The organism is Methylomagnum ishizawai (genome assembly GCF_900155475.1).
In the GTDB taxonomy this organism is placed as follows: Bacteria; Pseudomonadota; Gammaproteobacteria; order Methylococcales; family Methylococcaceae; genus Methylomagnum; species Methylomagnum ishizawai_A.
In genome coordinates this window covers 3,503,570-3,520,102 of the sequence record NZ_FXAM01000001.1, presented here as the reverse complement: position 1 = coordinate 3,520,102, position 16,533 = coordinate 3,503,570, and the positions used below count along the sequence as shown (strand labels likewise).

The 16,533-nt window shown below is 62.1% G+C and carries 15 protein-coding genes; 6 read left to right on the top strand and 9 right to left on the bottom strand.

The genetic code is table 11. From position 1 onward, the window contains the following. Positions 1 to 30: 30 nt before the first annotated feature. Positions 31 to 615, top strand: coding sequence for a Uma2 family endonuclease (locus B9N93_RS15715; protein WP_085215210.1), 585 nt, complete (start codon positions 31 to 33; stop codon positions 613 to 615). An 84-nt stretch (positions 616 to 699) separates the two neighbouring features. Here B9N93_RS15715 and B9N93_RS15710 read toward each other — a convergent pair whose 3' ends face one another. The 4 genes from B9N93_RS15710 to cysM form a co-directional block, all read right to left on the bottom strand. Further along, positions 700 to 2,178, bottom strand: a complete 1,479-nt coding sequence (locus B9N93_RS15710; protein WP_176225280.1) for a UvrD-helicase domain-containing protein — start codon at positions 2,176 to 2,178, stop codon at positions 700 to 702. Between the two features lie 98 nt (positions 2,179 to 2,276). Further along, a complete protein-coding gene (locus tag B9N93_RS15705) occupies positions 2,277 to 2,774 on the bottom strand; it encodes a L,D-transpeptidase (protein ID WP_085215208.1) in 498 nt (165 codons plus the stop codon). Next, on the bottom strand, positions 2,767 to 4,104 hold the full coding sequence (gene rlmD, locus B9N93_RS15700; RefSeq protein ID WP_085215207.1) for a 23S rRNA (uracil(1939)-C(5))-methyltransferase RlmD: 1,338 nt from the start codon (positions 4,102 to 4,104) through the stop codon (positions 2,767 to 2,769). The genes B9N93_RS15705 and rlmD overlap by 8 nt, the downstream gene beginning before the upstream one ends. An 8-nt stretch (positions 4,105 to 4,112) precedes the next feature. Then, positions 4,113 to 5,021, bottom strand: coding sequence for a cysteine synthase CysM (gene cysM, locus B9N93_RS15695; RefSeq protein WP_085215206.1), 909 nt, complete (start codon positions 5,019 to 5,021; stop codon positions 4,113 to 4,115). A gap of 77 nt (positions 5,022 to 5,098) precedes the next feature. On the opposite strand from cysM, the gene trhP reads away from it, so the two are divergent. From trhP to B9N93_RS15680, 3 genes are read left to right on the top strand one after another with little or no spacing between them, the layout of a single operon-like run. Further along, positions 5,099 to 6,445, top strand: coding sequence for a prephenate-dependent tRNA uridine(34) hydroxylase TrhP (trhP, locus tag B9N93_RS15690; RefSeq protein ID WP_085215205.1), 1,347 nt, complete (start codon positions 5,099 to 5,101; stop codon positions 6,443 to 6,445). Between the two features lie 19 nt (positions 6,446 to 6,464). Continuing rightward, entirely contained in the window at positions 6,465 to 6,944 is a 480-nt protein-coding gene (locus tag B9N93_RS15685) for a hypothetical protein (RefSeq protein ID WP_085215204.1), read from the top strand. Beyond that, positions 6,931 to 7,449, top strand: coding sequence for a hypothetical protein (locus B9N93_RS15680; protein WP_085215203.1), 519 nt, complete (start codon positions 6,931 to 6,933; stop codon positions 7,447 to 7,449). The genes B9N93_RS15685 and B9N93_RS15680 overlap by 14 nt, the downstream gene beginning before the upstream one ends. Before the next feature lie 102 nt (positions 7,450 to 7,551). Here the strand turns inward: B9N93_RS15680 and B9N93_RS15675 are convergent, their stop codons facing one another. The 4 genes from B9N93_RS15675 to hldE are packed head-to-tail and all read right to left on the bottom strand — an operon-like array spanning position 7,552 to position 11,983. After that, on the bottom strand, positions 7,552 to 7,962 hold the full coding sequence (locus B9N93_RS15675) for a TraR/DksA family transcriptional regulator (protein ID WP_125469021.1): 411 nt from the start codon (positions 7,960 to 7,962) through the stop codon (positions 7,552 to 7,554). Between the two features lie 29 nt (positions 7,963 to 7,991). Continuing rightward, on the bottom strand, positions 7,992 to 9,101 hold the full coding sequence (gene alr / locus B9N93_RS15670; RefSeq protein ID WP_085215201.1) for an alanine racemase: 1,110 nt from the start codon (positions 9,099 to 9,101) through the stop codon (positions 7,992 to 7,994). A 2-nt stretch (positions 9,102 to 9,103) separates the two neighbouring features. After that, positions 9,104 to 10,552 (bottom strand): replicative DNA helicase, encoded by a 1,449-nt coding sequence (gene dnaB, locus B9N93_RS15665; RefSeq protein ID WP_085215200.1) that lies wholly within the window; start codon positions 10,550 to 10,552, stop codon positions 9,104 to 9,106. Between the two features lie 9 nt (positions 10,553 to 10,561). Then, positions 10,562 to 11,983 (bottom strand): bifunctional D-glycero-beta-D-manno-heptose-7-phosphate kinase/D-glycero-beta-D-manno-heptose 1-phosphate adenylyltransferase HldE, encoded by a 1,422-nt coding sequence (gene hldE, locus B9N93_RS15660; RefSeq protein WP_085215199.1) that lies wholly within the window; start codon positions 11,981 to 11,983, stop codon positions 10,562 to 10,564. A 186-nt stretch (positions 11,984 to 12,169) separates the two neighbouring features. Between hldE and B9N93_RS15655 the strand changes: the two genes are divergently transcribed. Further along, positions 12,170 to 13,495, top strand: a complete 1,326-nt coding sequence (locus tag B9N93_RS15655) for a hypothetical protein (RefSeq protein ID WP_085215198.1) — start codon at positions 12,170 to 12,172, stop codon at positions 13,493 to 13,495. Beyond that, positions 13,492 to 15,129 carry a tetratricopeptide repeat protein gene (locus B9N93_RS15650; RefSeq protein WP_125469020.1) on the top strand — a complete coding sequence of 546 codons (1,638 nt, stop codon included), beginning with the start codon at positions 13,492 to 13,494 and terminating at the stop codon, positions 15,127 to 15,129. The genes B9N93_RS15655 and B9N93_RS15650 overlap by 4 nt, the downstream gene beginning before the upstream one ends. Here B9N93_RS15650 and B9N93_RS15645 read toward each other — a convergent pair. Next, on the bottom strand, positions 15,116 to 16,435 hold the full coding sequence (locus B9N93_RS15645; protein WP_085215196.1) for an NAD(P)/FAD-dependent oxidoreductase: 1,320 nt from the start codon (positions 16,433 to 16,435) through the stop codon (positions 15,116 to 15,118). The two genes, B9N93_RS15650 and B9N93_RS15645, sit on opposite strands and share 14 nt — an antisense overlap. Positions 16,436 to 16,533 lie beyond the last annotated feature (98 nt).

The window sequence follows — 16,533 nt, the reverse complement described above, 5'->3', positions numbered from 1 at the left end:
TTCCAGCATCCACGCCGCAGGAGAACCGCCATGTCCGCCGTCCTCGCCGAAAAGCTTTATTCCCCCGAAGAATATCTCGCCCTCGAACGCACCGCCGAATACAAAAGTGAGTACGCCGCTGGGTATATCTACGCCATGACCGGCGTGAGCCGGGCGCATAGCCTGATTAACTCGAATATCAGCCGGAGCTTGGGCAACCAGTTGGTGGACCGCCCCTGCGAAGTCCATATCGCCGATATGCGGGTCAAACCGGCCCAGGCCCGCAGCTACCGTTATCCCGATATCGCTGTGGTGTGCGGCCCGGCTCAATTCGAGGACGGCCAAGGCGACACCCTGCTGAATCCCACCGTGATCGTCGAAATCCTGTCGCCGTCCACCGAAAGCAACGACCGCGGTCGCAAGTTCGCCGAATACCAGCGCATCGAATCGCTACGGGAATATTTGCTGGTCGCCCAGGAGGAGCCGCGCATCGAGCGCTATGCCCGGCGCGACGAAGGCTGGTTGCTGACGGTGGCGGAAGGCTTGGAGGCCCAGGTGGCCCTGGATGCCATCGGCTGCGTGCTGGATTTGGGCGAGGTCTACCGCCGGGTGTTGGAAGAACCACCGGCGGCATAGCCCGGATTCCCTGATAACTGGAGTGTGAGTTTCAGCTTGCGCGGGGCGGTCTATGCAAACTGAAGTTTGCACTCCTGGAAACGGTCAGAACGGAGCCAGCCGGATACCCTTCCGCGCCCGCGTCGCCGCCACGTAATAGACATTGATCTCCTCCCGGAGCTTGGCCGGATTGAACTCCTCCGCCATGTCCATCAATTTCTCCAATTCCTTGCGGGTGGCGAAACCGTCCTCGCCCATCGCCACCCAATCGTATTCCTGGCCCTTGGCCTTGTGGGTGGTGGCGAACAGCGCCGCCGCCTGGGGCTTGTCCACCAGCCGGGCCTTGATATCGCGGTCGAACTCGTACAGCTTGGTGCCATAGCGCCCCACCAGATCGATCAGGGTGGCGAGCGCCGCGTTCTGGGTGTCCTTGGCGAAGCGCCGCACATCCTCGAAGCTGGCGAACTTGCGGATCAAGGGGTCTTCGATCTTCTGGCGCTTGCCCAGCTTCAGGTTGAGCAAGGACACCACCCGGCTGTTCATGAAGTTGTAGCCGCCGTAGCCGCCCTCGAAATACATCGATTTCGCGCCTTTTTCCAAGCGTTCCAGCGCCGCCTCGAACAGCGCCAGGTTGCTGCGGCAAATCACCGCCACCGACCGTTTGCGCGCCAGGTCGGGACGCGGCTTGAAGTGGGTTTCGGCGGCGGTGCCGCGCATGTGCAGGCGGTGGGGTTCGCCCAGGATGCGGTAGGCGGCGTTGATCTGTTCGGCCAGATGTTGGGCCAGTTTGTCGCCGAAGCGGAAGGTCTGGCTTAGCGGATAGCTCTGACCGTCGATCCGTTCCAGGGAATTCACCGCGTGGCGGAAGGCGTAGATTTGCTGGAAGCCATCGCCGACGAACACCCGCTGGGCGTGGTCCTGGCGCTGGATGATGCTGAGCATCACGCCGGAAGTGTCCTGGGCCTCGTCCACCAGGATGATATCGAAGGGCAGCTTGACCTTGGCGAACTGGAACAGCTTCAAATAGAAATCGTGCAGGGCCGGAATCCGCCGCTGCCGCATATCGGACAGGAGGTTCCGCACCACGGCCAGGAGTTCGCTCCCGCACATCGCCAGCAAGACCCGCACCGGGGCGGTGGGCGCGGTGGCCTCGCGGTAGGCGTCGAGCAGGCCGTCGTCGAGTTTCACCCAGGCGGCATTGAGGTAATAGTTGGTCAAGTCCTTGATGAGCCAGGCGTAGATCAGGGCGTCCTCGCCTTGGCGCTCGGCGGGCGGCACGTATTGTTCCAGCAAGCGCCATTCGTTGAGTTCGCTTTCCAGTTGGTAGCTATAGCCTTGGACGTACTGGTAGGCGAGGCCGTGGAGGGTCTTGACCGTCATATGGGAAAGCCCGCGCCCGTGGGCCTTGGACCGGACTTCGTCGGCGACGGCGCGGTTATAGGCCAGATAGAGGATGCGGGCATGGGGCCGTTCGGCGGCGAATTCGAGGAGGGTGGTGGTCTTGCCGCTGCCGGCCACGGCGTTGACCTTGAGGATGGGGGCGTCCGCCGCGATCACGGCGGCTTGTTCTTCGGTCAGCGGCAAGGTTTGGGGACTCCGAGGGTGGAAAAGGGCGATGATAGCGGCGTAGGTTGGATGGAGCGCGATGGTTTGGAGTCCAAAGCTCGCTTTGGATGCCAGGATTATATGGCTTCGATCAACACCCGCATCCCCACCGGTACCCGCCCGAACAAGTCCACGATATCGGCGCTTTTCATTCGCACGCAGCCATGGGAAGCCGGGCTGCCGCTGACGCCCTGGTCGGGACTGCCGTGGATGTAGATATAACGCCAAGTGGTGTCCACCGCGCCATAACGGTTGAAGCCGGGTTCGAGTCCGCCCAGCCACAGGATGCGGGTCAGGATCCAATCGCGGCCCGGAAACCGGGTTTCCAGTTCGTCGCCGTAGATTTCGCCGGTGGGGCGGCGGGCCTTGAACACCGCGCCCAGCGGTTGCCCCGCGCCGATCTTGGCGCGGATGCGGTGCCAGCCGCGTGGGGTGCATTCGCTGCCCCGCAGTTCGCCAGGGCCGTTCTTGGCGGTGGAGACGGGCCAGGTGTGGACCACGCGGCCCGCCTCGATCCAGTCCATTGCCTGGCGGGGGAGGCTGACGCGGAGGTAAACCTGGGGTGCTTCAGTCATGTTCGAACCACGCGATGGATTCCACATGCGCCGTCTGCGGGAACATGTCCATCACCCCGGCTTGGACCAGCCGATAACCATGCTGATGGACCAGAATCCCGGCGTCGCGGGCCAGGGTCGAGGGATTGCAGGACACATAGACGATGCGCGAGGCTTGCCAATGCGGCGCGTAGGCCAAAACCTCCTCGGCCCCGCCGCGTGAAGGATCGAGCAACACCTTGTCGTAGCGTTGTTTGATCCAGGGTTCGGCGTCGAGGTTTTGGCCGAGGTCGGCGATGTGGAATTCGGCGTTGGTGATGGCGTTGTGGGCGGCGTTGTGGCGGGCGCGTTCGACCAAGCTCCAGCCACCTTCGACCCCGACCACGCGCCCGGCCTTCCGCGCCAGCGCCAAGGTGAAATTGCCCAGGCCGCAGAACAGGTCCAGCACGCTGTCGTCCGGCTGCGGGTCCAGGGCCGCGAGGGCGCGGTTCACCATTTGGCGGTTGATCTCGCCGTTGACCTGGGTGAATTCGGTGGGCATGAACTGGAATTCGAGGTTCCAATCCGGCAGGGCGTAGCGGAGCGGGGCGGGCTGTTCGGGATAGAGCGGGGCCATGGAATCGGGGCCGTGGCGTTGCAGCCAGATATCGAAGCCGCTGCGCTGGCCGAAGGCTTTCAGGTGTTCCAAATCCTCCGCCGTCGGGTCTTCCAGCACCCGGAACACCAGGGCGGCGCGGTCGTCGCCCATGGAAATTTCAATCTGCGGCAGGCGGGCCTTGAGCGTGAGTTTGCCGATGACTTCCGACATGTCGTGCAGCCGTTCGCCGATGGCCGGGGGCAGGATCGGGCAGGCGTCGATATTGGCGATGTAATTGCCGCCGCGCTCGCGGAAACCCACCAACACCCGGCCCTTGGCGGGTACATTCTTCACGCTGAGCCGGGCCTTGCGTCGGTAGCCCCACAAGGGACCGCGCAAGGGTTCCCATAAGGGCACTTCGTCCAGCTTGCCGATGCGGCGCAGTTGCTCGACCAGGAGCTTTTCCTTTTCCTCGATCTGGGATTCTTCCGCCAGGTGTTGCAGGCTGCATCCGCCGCACAGATGGTAATGCGGGCAGCCGGGTTCGACCCGGTTGGGCGCGGCCACCTGCACGGTTTCGACCTTGCCCTCGGCGTAGTCGCGGTGGATTTCGGTGTAGGAAAACTCCACGTCCTCGCCGGGCAGAGCGCCCGCGATGAACACGGCTTTGCCCTCGATGCGGGCGACGCCGCGGCCATCGTGGGTGTAGGCGTCGATGTGGGCGGGGAAATGGCCTTTGGGTACGGGTTTGGGTCTGCGTCCTCTATATCCCATGGTTTGGCTTACTCCGGAAACACGCCCGTGGACAAATACCGATCCCCCCGGTCGCAGACAATCACCACGATCACCGCATTCTCGACTTCCCGCGCCAATTGCAAAGCCGCATAAATCGCCCCGCCCGAAGACACCCCGGCGAAAATGCCTTCCCGCGCCGCCAGTTGGCGGGTGGTGTCCTCGGCGTTCGCTTGGTCCACGTCCATGATGCGGTCGATCTTGCCGAAATCGCAGATTTTGGGGAGGTATTCCTGGGGCCAGCGGCGGATGCCGGGAATCTTGGAATCGCCCTCGGGCTGCACGCCGACGATCTGGATGGCGGGGTTCATCTCCTTCAGGAATTGCGAAGTGCCCATGATCGTGCCGGTGGTGCCCATCGAACTCACGAAATGGGTGACACGGCCTTGGGTGTCGCGCCAGATTTCTGGGCCGGTGCCGGTGTAATGGGCCAGCGGATTATCGGGGTTGGCGAACTGGTCGAGGATTTTGCCTTCGCCCTTGGCTTCCATGGCGCGGGCGAGGTCGATGGCGGCTTCCATGCTGCCCTTGGCCGGGGTGAGGATGATTTCGGCCCCGTAGGCTTTCATCGAGGCGCGGCGTTCGGCGCTCATGTTGTCGGGCATGATGAGGGTCATCTTATAGCCCTTGATCGCCGCCGCCATGGCGAGGGCGATGCCGGTGTTGCCGCTGGTGGCTTCGATCAAACGGTCGCCGGGTTTGATGTCGCCGCGGTCTTCGGCCCGCTGGATCATGCTCAGGGCCGGGCGGTCCTTGACCGAACCTGCCGGATTGTTGCCTTCCAGCTTGGCGAGGATCGTATTGGAGGTGTCGCCCGGCAGGCGTTGCAAACGGACCAGGGGCGTGTGGCCGACGAAGGCTTCGATGGTCGGGAAATCGGGGAGGGCTTGTGGGTTCATGGCCGGAGAATTCCTGAGCGTTTTGCTCAACCAAAGGGGTAAAATGACGCGAATCTTACCATTTCATCTTTCGTGCCATGCAAAAAGTCGAACTGCTGTCCCCGGCGGGCACCCTCAAGCATATGCGCTATGCCTACGCCTACGGCGCGGACGCCGTCTACGCCGGGTTGCCGCGCTATAGCCTCCGGGTCCGCAACAACGATTTCCTGGAAAAAAACCTGGGGTTGGGCATCGCCGAGGCCCATCAACAAGGCAAGGCTTTTTATCTCGCCACCAACGTCCTGCCGCACAATAGCAAGGTCAAAACCTTTGTCCGAGACCTGACACCGATTGTCGCAATGGGTCCAGACGCCCTCATCATGGCCGACCCCGGCCTCATCATGCTGGCGCGGGAGGCGTGGCCGGACATGCCGGTCCATCTGTCGGTGCAGGCCAACACGGTGAATTACGCGGCGGTGAAGTTCTGGCAGTCGGTGGGTGTCAGCCGCATCATCCTGTCGCGGGAATTGTCGCTGGACGAAATCGCCGACATCCGCCAGCACTGCCCGGAGATGGAACTGGAAGTCTTCGTCCACGGGGCTTTGTGCATCGCCTATTCCGGGCGCTGTTTGCTGTCCGGTTATTTCAATCATCGCGATCCCAACCAGGGCACCTGTACCAATTCCTGCCGCTGGAAATACGACCTCAGCCCGGCCCAGCAAAACCCCGAGGGCGATTACGTGCCCGGCTCCTTGCGCCTATCGCTGGCCGACCTTAACAGCGGCTTGGCCGATTGCGGCGAACAGGAACGCCATCCGCTGGCCGACGAGGTGTATTTCCTGGAGGAGGAAAACCGGCCCGGCGAATTGATGCCGGTGATGGAGGATGAACACGGCACCTATATCCTCAATTCCAAGGATTTGCGGGCGGTCGAGCATGTCCACCGGCTGGCGGCGATAGGCGTCGATAGCCTCAAGATCGAAGGCCGCACCAAATCGCATTACTATGTGGCCCGCACCGCCCAGGTCTACCGCCGGGCCATCGACGACGCCTTGGCCGGGCGTCCGTTCGATCCCAGTTTGCTTGGCGTGTTGGAGAATCTGGCCCAGCGCGGTTATACCGATGGCTTCTACCAGCGCCACCCTACCCAGGATCACCAGAACTATCTGCGCGGCTATTCCGAAAGCCACCAACAGCGCTTCGTCGGCGAAATCACTGGCTACGACGCTGAATCCGGCAAGGCCGATGTGCTGGTGAAAAACAAATTCGCGGTCGGCGACCGGCTGGAATTGATCCTGCCGGAAGGCAACCGCGACGTGGTGTTGGAAGCGATGGAGGATAAAAACGGCGCACCCTTGGCCGAAGCGCCGGGCGGTGGCTGGGAAGTCAGGATTCCCCTTTCGGCGCGGGATGCGCGGCATGGGTTGATTGCGCGGTATTTATAATCCGGAATAGGGGAAAACTATGGAAAACGGGATTGCCGAAACGCGGGATGGGTTTTTGCACAAGGTTGGGCAATTGTTCATGGACATCGAGGTTTGGAGCCGTGCCGCCCAGATCGATCCGGTGAGAAGCGGGATTGCCATCACGGAAGAGGCTTGCGGTACCTATCCAGCCGAAAAAATCGTTTTGCGGACTCCGCAAGGCGGGGTTATCGCCGAAATCGTGCCGGTTGGTGCCTGGGTTTTGGGGGCTGAGGGCAGGGTGGATATTAAGGGTGCCTATGACAGCGCGAGCATCGTTTATCTGGGGCAGGGGGGTCCGAAAGCCGTTATAACCAAAAGTGATGGTCAGCACGAAAGCACAAGGACGGTATATTTCTACAAGGGCATAGACGAGGCCGGTTGGTATTGGATCGATGGCAGATTGAGCAAGGGATATAGATTCGATCAGGAACTGTTTTTCGATCTATTGTCCGAGGTTGCCGATTATGAGCGGCAGTGAGGCGCTGGACCGGATTTGGCAATCTTACCAAGTGGATTTGGATTGCTTGAAAATAGCCAAGCGCTCCATCGATCAAAGCCATATCGCCTTCTTGAAAAATACCAACTTCCTGGGTTCGACGGCCCAGGAAGCAAGGGCTTTGATCGACGCAAGCCGCGCCAACGCCGACAATTATGTCATCCTGTCGATGTGGGCGGTTTTCGAGCGGAAACTTTTCGATTATCTGCGCCGCGAGAGCGGGGCGGCGTTTTCCGCGAGACCCTCCCCGGTCAATGCCAGGATGCGCACCAAGATCGAGGATGATATCGAATTCTGGCGGATCGACGAGGTACTCGATATTTTCAAAACGGTGGTGAGTTCCGATTTGATTGGGCAGGCCAAGCAGGTCAAGAAATACCGGGATTGGATCGCCCACCGCAACCCCCGGAAACCCCCGCCTGCCAACGTCGTTCCCGTCATCGCGTATAGGCTGCTGTCCGAAATCCTGAACGAGTTGGATCGGTAGTGGCTTTGGATGGGATAGCCCAGGCGGATGGGGATTGATTCGAGGGCTGAAGCCGCGGCGGCGGATAGGCCACGGCTTCGGCGGGAAGCGGGGGTTGTCGGCCTACAAAGTCCTCGAAGCGGCGGGCTGTTGCCGCAGGGACTCTGCCCGCTCGAAATCGGTCTGGCAGGCGATGCAGCGCTCGGCGGTGGGGTTGGCTGCCAACCGGGCCGGCGGGATGGGCTGGTCGCAATCGATGCAGGCGCCGTATTCGCCCCGGCCTATCCGCAGCAAGGCGGCTTCGACCTGCCGGAGTTCATGCACATGGCGGTCGATGTTGGCGAGTTCCAAATCCACCACCAGCGAAGCCACCGAAGCTTCTTCTTCGTCGTGGACTTCCCCGGCCACGTCGGTGAAATGCTCGCTGTCGCTGCGCAAGACTTCTTCCTGCACGCCTTGCCGCAATTGGTCGAAACGCGCTTGTAGCTGGCGGCGGAAGTGTTCGATCAGGGTTTCGTTCAGTTCTACGCTCATACGGGATTCCTCGTTTCCTCGCTTATGGTTCATGTCGTGGGGTTTGGATCGCGGGATCGCGGCCCGATTTCAATCCGTTGCACCCGCGGGGTGATGCCGCACAGCAGGTCATAGGGGATGGTGGCGGCGTGGCGGGCGACTTCCTCCACCGGCAGGTCTTCGCCCCAGAGGATCACTTCGTCCTCGACCTGGGCCGCCGGGCAATCGGTCAGGTCCAGGGTAATCATGTCCATCGACACCCGGCCGATCAGCGGCACCCGTTGGCCCCGTACCAGGACCGGCGTGCCCGGCTGGGCATGGCGCGGATAGCCATCGCCATAGCCCACGGCGGCGACCCCGAGCCGGGTCGGGTGCGGGCAGATCCAATCGCCGCCATAACCCACGGCGTCGCCCGCCCGGAGTTGTTTGATGGCGATCAACCGGGTGCGGAAGGTCATGACGGGTTCGAGCCCGTCGTCCGGGCCGGTACGGTAGGGGAAGGGCGAAACCCCGTACAGCATGATGCCGGGCCGCACCCATTCCACCCGTGTGCCCGTCCAGGCCATCAGCCCCGCCGAATTGCCGATGCCGCGTTCGGGCCGCAAGCCGTCCAACGCTTGCCCGAACACGGCGAGTTGCCGTTCGGTCAGGGGGTCTTGCAACATGTCGGCGTTGGCGAGGTGGGTCATGACCGGGATGGGTTTCGACACTGCGGGGCAGGCGTGGAGCCGCGCCATGCAAGCGTCGAATTCTTCCGGCAACAGCCCCAGCCGGTGCATCCCGCTATCGAGCTTGGCCCAGACCGCCAGCGGCGCGGGCAATGGGGTTTGTTCCAGTAGATCGATTTGGCGCGGCGCGTGGATGATGGGTTCCAGGCCGTGCTGGGCGTGTGCCACCAATTCCCGTGCGTTGGCGAAGCCTTGCAGCACGGCGATGCGCTGCGCGATACCGGCTTGCCGCAGCGCCAGGCCTTCGTCCAACCGGGCCACGGCGAAGGCGTCGGCGTCGGGCAGGCTGCGGGCGATGCGGACCAGCCCATGCCCATAGGCATCGGCCTTGATGACCGCCATGACCTTGGCGGCGGGTGCGAAACCGCGCACCCGCGCCAGATTGCGGGCCACCGCCGCGAGGTTCAAGGTGGCGTGGGCGGAGCCGCTCACGGTCAGAATTCCCCCCCGCCGTTGGGCGGATAGCCCCCGCCGCCGCCGGATGGGTTCCCACCGATATACACGGTCGGGGCGTGGTTCTCGAAGCGGGTGTATTGGCCGAGGAAGGTCAGCTTCACGGTGCCGATGGGACCGTTGCGCTGCTTGGCGATGATGATTTCGGCGGAGCCTTTGTCCGGGGAGTCGTTGTTATACACTTCGTCCCTATATATGAACAGGATGATATCCGCATCCTGTTCAATTGCGCCCGATTCGCGTAAATCTGACATGACGGGCCGCTTGTTGGGCCGCTGCTCCAGGCTGCGGTTGAGCTGCGACAACGCGATCACCGGCACATTGAGTTCCTTCGCCATGCCTTTCAGCGAGCGGGAAATATCGGAAATCTCGTTGACCCGGCTTTCGCTGCCTGGCGATTGCATGAGTTGCAGGTAGTCGAGGATCACCACGCCCAGTTGGCCGCCGTTCTCGCGGGCGAGGCGGCGGCAGCGGGCGCGGACCTCGGTCGGGGTCATGGCCGGGGTGTCGTCGATGAACAACTTGGCATCGGCCAGGATGTTGATGGCGGAACCCAGCCGCGGCCAATCGTCCTGTTCCATCTTGCCGGTGCGGACCTTGCTCTGGTCGATGCGGGCCAGCGAGGACAGCATGCGCAGCACCAATTGCTCGGCGGGCATTTCCATGCTGAACACCGCCACCGGCAGTTTTTCCTTGAGCGCCACGTGTTCGGCGATGTTCATGCAGAAGCTGGTCTTACCCATCGATGGCCTGCCCGCCACGATGACGAGGTCGGACGGCTGGAACCCGGAGGTCTTGTCATCGAGGTCGGTATAGCCGCTGGGTACCCCGGTCATATGGCCTTGGCTGTGGAACAGCACTTCCACCCGGTTCACGGCGGCGGTGACCAGGGGCCGGATCGGCTTGAAGCCGGTGCCTTGCCGCCGGTATTGGTCGGCGATGCGGAACACCGTGCGCTCCGCCGTCTCGATCAATTCCGGGGTGGTGCGGCCCTGCGGGAAATAGGCGAGGTCGGCCAGTTCCGCGCCCGAGGCGATCAATTGCCGGAGGATGGATTTTTCCCGGACGATCTCGGCATAGGCCGAGATATTGGCGGCGCTGGGGGTTTCCTTGGCCAGCGAGGCCAGATAGCTCAAGCCGCCGCTTTCGTCCAGCCAGCCCAGGCTTTCCAGGGTTTCCGCCAAGGTGATGACATCGGTCGGGCCTTGCTTTTCCGCCAGCATCTTCATGGCCCGGAAAATCAGCTTATGGTCGTGGCGGTAGAAATCGTCCTCGACCAGCATATCGGCCACCTTGTCCCAGGCCAGCCGGTCCAGCAGCAGGGAGCCGAGGACGCCTTGCTCGGCGTTGACGGAAAAGGGCGGGAGTTTCAGGGCTTCGACTTGCTCGTCCCTGGAGGCATTCGGATTGCGTCGGATACGTTCTGCCATGGTCAGGGTTCAGGCTTGGCGCAGGGTTTCGATGAGGCGGGTGGTGGAATAGCCATCGATGAAGCTTAACAGTTTGACCTCGCCGCCGTGGGCCAAGACCAGTTCGTGGCCGGCGATGGCGCTGATATCGGCGTAGTCGCCGCCCTTGACCAGCACGTCGGGCAGGATGTGGCCGATGGCGGCGCGGGGGGTGTCGTCCTCGAAGGGCACGACCCAATCGACCGCCGCCAGCGCGGCCAGCATTTCCATCCGGTGGGCCAGGGGATGGATGGGGCGTTCCGGGCCTTTGAGGCGGCGCACCGAGGCATCGCTGTTGACCAATACCACCAAACGGTCGCCCAGGGCGCGGGCTTCCCGTAGATAACGGATATGGCCGGGATGGAGGATATCGAAACAGCCGTTGGTGGCGACGATCTTCTCGCCCTGGCGGCGGGCGGCGTCGAGGACCGGCAAGAGATCGGCCAGGGCGATGGCTCCGCGCCGCTGGGCGGGACCGCCCGGCAGGGCTTGGGCCAATTCCTCCAGGCCGACGCTGGCGGTGCCGAGCTTGCCCACCACCAGGCCCGCCGCGAGGTTGGCCAGCGGGGTGGCTGCGGCCAGGGTCATCCCGGCGGCGAGGCCCGCCGCCAGCACGGCGATCACGGTATCGCCCGCGCCGGTCACGTCGTAGACCTCCTTGGCGTGGGCGGACAGGTGCAGGTCGGGGGCGTCGCGCTGGACTAGGGTCATGCCCTGTTCGCCGCGGGTAATCAAGAGCGCGTCGAGGTCGAGCCGCTCGGCCATATGCCGGGCTTTCGCGGCCAGTTCGGCGTCGTCGTGGCAGGGACCGGCCACGGCCTCGAATTCGGCGCGGTTGGGGGTGATGAGGGTCGCGCCCCGGTATTTGTCGAAATCGCCGCCCTTGGGATCGATCAGGATGGGCTTCCCGGCGGCGCGGGCGGCTGCGATCAAGGGGCGGATGTGGTGCAGGGTGCCTTTGCCGTAGTCGGACAGCACCACGGCCTGGACTTCCGGCAGGCGGGCGGCGAAGCGTGCCGCCAAGGCCGCCGGATCGATGCCGTGGAAACCTTGCTCGAAGTCCAGCCGGATCAATTGCTGGTGGCGGCTGAGGACGCGCAGTTTGGTGATGGTGGGCAGGCCCGCCACCCGTTCGATCCGGCAGTCGATCCCGGCTTGTTCCAATAAGCCGGTCAGGCGGGCACCCGCCTCGTCCGCGCCGCAATAGCCCAGGACTTCGGCCCCCGCGCCCAGGGCGGCGATGTTGAGGGCCACGTTGCCCGCGCCGCCGATCCGCTCCTCGATCCCTTCCACCCGCACCACCGGCACCGGGGCTTCCGGCGAAATGCGCGAGGTGGCCCCGTGCCAATAGCGGTCCAGCATCAGGTCGCCGGCCACCAGCACACGGGAGGAACGGAAGTCGGGGAGTCGCATGGTCGGAGCCCTGCCGAAAAAGGGGCGATAGCATAGCACACCCATCAAGGCGGGAGCCTTGGGCGGGGTTGGCGCGGGGTGTAAGCGTGGATACGTGGGCGCGGGGCGGTCATTCATGATTTTCGCCGGATACAGGGGCGGGTGAAGATAAACTATGCCCAAAATCCCACCTTGGAAGGTGTTTTAATGACAAACCCACCCACTCTTTACCAACCCCCCCGGACCTTGCTCGCAGCCAACCGGGAGTTGCGCTTCGACCAGCCCTTGGCCTACGACGACCCGCGCTATGTGGATACCGCCAAGGCGCGGGGCAATTTCAACCATACCAAGATCATCCGCGCCTTGATGGGAGGCAATCCCAACGGCGGTAATTACTTCCTTTATAGCGGTCCCATCGGCTGCGGCAAAAGCACCGAACTCAGGCGGCTGGCGGTCGAATTGCATGAGCCGGGCCAGTTTTACGTGGTCATGCTAGACACGCTGGAGCGGTTGGATACCCATAATCTGGGTTACCCAGATGTCCTGCTGGCCTTGGCGGCGGAGTTGTTGGCCCGAATCGAGGATGAGGGCGTCGTGATCGATCTGGTGTTTTTGCGGAATCTGACCGGCTGGTTCAGCGAAAAGATCGAGAAGAATGAACGTACTCGCGAATTAGCCGCTGAAATCAAGTCTGGTGCCGAAGTCCAGGCCAGTATTCCTTTCCTGAGCAAGTTGTTTTCCGGCCTGACCAGTTCTTTCAAGGTCAATTCGACCTACAAGGAAGAACTCCGTACCGTGGTCAAGAACAGTTATGCGGATTTCTCCAAGGCGTTCAATGATTTGCTGGTCGCGGCGCGGGGCGCTTTGGGGCGGCGCGGGCTGGGCGACCGCCTCTTATTCCTGGTCGATGGCACCGACCGTCTATCGAGGGAGGACAGCAAAGCCTTCTTCATCGACAACATCCACCAGTTGCAGCAAATCCAGGCCGATTTCATCTATTGCGCCCCGATTGCGCTGGTGTTCAACCACCGGACCTTTCTGCTCAACATCTACACTGACCTGTTCCATCTGCCCATGATCAAGCTGAGCGAGAAGGTGGACTTGGACGAGGCCCGGCCCGACCCGGAAGGCTATGCCGCCATGCGCGAGATGGTGTTGAAGCGGGCCGCGCCGGAATTGTTCGACGTACCCGCCACGCTGGATTATTTCATCCGCTATTCCGGCGGTAATCCGCGCCATTTGCTGCGTCTTTTGAATTACGCCTACATCGAGGCGGAAGGCGAGTTGTTCGACCGTGCCGCCGCCGAGCGGGCCGTCAAGCGCTACGCCACCGATTACCGTTATCAACTCGCCGCCGAGGACTTCGCCTTGCTGCGGCGGGTGGATGGCTTGGAAGATGATTCGCGGTTGTCAGAGGACGACCGGGAGCGGGTCGGCAAATTGCTGTATTACGGGGCATTGTTGGAATACAACAGCTTTTGGCGGCGTTCGCATCCAGTGGTGCGGACCTTGCCCGCCTATGCCGCGCCATGAATGCCGCCGACCTGTTCGGACCTGTGACGCCACCGCCGGAACACGCGGGGGAATGGACCCGGCTCAAGCGGCTGCTGGAAGGTGCCGCTGGGCGTTTCGCCCTGGTGCTGGCTGGCTATAACCGGCCCGTTTATCGCGACCAGTTGATCGAGAGGTTACGGCAGGATGCGGGGGAAGCGGCCCATGAGCGGCTGGACGCCAATGGTTTCGCCGATTTCGCGGCGTTCGAGCGCTGGTTGGAGCACCATGGCCAAGCGCCGGGGGCGCTGCATTTGGTGGGCTTGGATTTGTGGCTGGGGCAGGGGAAGGACGATTCCCGGTTGTATGGCTTCAATGTGCATCGTGATTGGATTGCCCGGTTGTGTCGGCGGCCTTTGGTGTTGTGGCTGTTGGAACATCAAATCCGGGAGTTCGCCCAAGCCGCGCCGGATGCTTGGGAATGGCGGTCGGGGGTGGTGGATTTTTCCTGGCCGGTCGAGTTGGAAAGTATGGCTTGGCCCGAGCCGCTGGATTTGGGGAGCGCCACGCGGGATGAGCGATTGCAGCGGATTGGGGAAATCCGGGATTTCTTGGCGTACAAGGGCGAAGAGCTTTCCGGCTCTGAGCGCGGGATTTTGGGGAATAACTTAGGCTATTTGTATCGAAGTCTTGGGGAGTGGATTCAAGCTTTAAATGTCTTTGGCTATGCGGCGAATGCTTTTCAAAATGCGGATGACCAGAAAGGCGTTTTTAAAGCATTAGCGGAAAGTGCTGAAATACTTGGATTATTTGGTGATTTAGATGAAGCGCTAGGTCAACTGAATTTAGTATTTGAGGGTTTTCGAGAATGGGGAGATGCACGTGAGATGGCGATAACGCAGGGACGGATTGCTGACATCCTGAAGGCACGGGGGCAGTTGGACGAGGCGCTGCGTATTCTTCGTGAGGAGGAGTTGCCGGTCTACGAGCGGCTGGGCGACGTGCGTGAGAAGGCGGTGGTACAGGGGCGAATAGCCGATATTCTTCAGGAAAAAGGACAATTAAACGAGGCGTTAAGCATTCGTCAGCAAGAACAGCTTCCAGTTTATGAGCGGTTAGGTGATGTTCGTTCAAAAGCAATGGTACAAGGTAAAATTGCCGATATTTTGCTAATGCGAGGTGAAATGGAAAGAGCGTTACATATATACCATGATGACTTAATTCCAACTTTCGCTATTGTAGGTGATATTCGTTCACAGGCAGTAACTCAAGGAAGAGTCGCGGATATTTTGCAAGCGCGGGGACAGTTGGATGAGGCGTTGCGTATCCGCGAGGAAGAAGAGCTTCCAATTTACAAGCTCCTGGGCGATGTAAGTTCGACGGCGGTGACTTTATTCAAAATCGCCGGTATTGAGTTGGAACAGAAGCAGTTTAGTCAAGCCTTTGAGCATTTGGGGAAAGCATATGAAATCTTCACGAGGCTCCAAGTTCCCGACGGCTTGGCTACTGTCGGCGAACACTACGGCCAATTACTCCGCCAACGCGGCGACCCGGAAAAAGGCATCGCCATCCTAAAAACCGCCCTCGAAGCCGCCGAGGCGCTAGGCCAAACCGCAAGGGCCGAACGCCTCCGCAACCTGCTATCCCAACCCGGAACCCCCCTCAGTGCAGCTTGATCCTAGGCCGCAAGCGCCGCCGGAAGAAGTTCGCCACCATCAGCAGGCCCACCCGCAGCGTCCCGAACAGCGCCCACTGGTGCATCTTGTACAAGGACAGATAGACCAAGCGGGCGATCAAGCCTTCGATCATCACCGTGCCCATCAGATTGCCCATCAGGTTCCCCACCGTGCTGTATTTGCCCAGGGAAACCAGCGAGCCGTAATCGTGATAGTGGTAATCGGCCTGGGATTGGCCGCGCAGGGCGCGGCGCAGGTTTTTCAGCACCAGGCTCGCCATCTGGTGGGCCGATTGGGCGCGGGGCGGCACGGTGGCGGTATCGCTCTTGGCGGGCCAGGGGCAGGAGGCGCAATCGCCGATGGCGTACACGGCATCGTCCACCGTGGTCTGGAGCGTAGGCCGCACCTTGATCTGGTTGATGCGGTTGGTTTCCAGGCCGTCCAGCCCTTGCAGGAAATCCGGTGCCTTGATGCCCGCCGCCCACACCTTGAGCGCTGCCGGGATGAACCGGCCCGAATGGGTGGCGACGCCCGCTTCCGTCACTTCCACCACTTTTTCGCCCAATAGCACTTCCACGCCCAGGCTTTCGAGCTGGTGCAAGGTGGCCCGCGACAGGCGTTCGGGCAGTCCTGGGAGCAGGCTGGGCGAGGCTTCGATCAGATGGATTTTGATGTCGGAGGGATGGACGTTGTCGAGTCCGTAGGCGTTGAGCAAGCGGGTGGCCTGGTGCAATTGGGCCGATAGCTCGATCCCCGTAGCCCCGCCGCCGACGATGGCGATGTCCAGTTCGCCCTCGCCCCGGCTGCCGCCGGTGGCGTGGGCGTGGAGATAGGCTTCCATCAGCCGGATTTGGAATTGCTCGGCCTGCTCGGTGGTGTCGAGGAACAGGCAATGCCGGGCCACGCCGGGGATGCCGAAATCGTTGCAGACGCTGCCCACGGCGATGACCAGGAAATCGTAGGGGTAGGTCCGGGCCGGCATGATTTCCCGGCCCTCGGCGTTGTGCATGGGGGCGAGGTGGATTTCCTTGCGGGTGCGGTCCAGGCCGTCCATGCGGCCCAGCACGAAGCGGAAATGCTTGGCGTTGGCCTGGGCCAGGTAGTCGAGTTCGTCGTCGTGGGAATCGAGGGTGCCGGCCGCGACTTCGTGCAGCAGGGGTTTCCAGATATGGGTGCGAGTGGCGTCGATCAGGGTGATTTCGGCCTGGCCCCGGCGGCCCAGGTCGCCGCCGAGCCGGGTGGCCAGTTCCAGGCCACCCGCGCCGCCGCCGACGACCGCGATTTTGGGGAGTTTGTTTTGGGTCATGCGCTGTTCCTCTTCAGAAGGGAGTTTTGGGGATGTCGGACGAGGCAAGTTTAGTGTTGTTCCTGCGGCATAGGATACCGCCAGGACCGCGCCCCGCC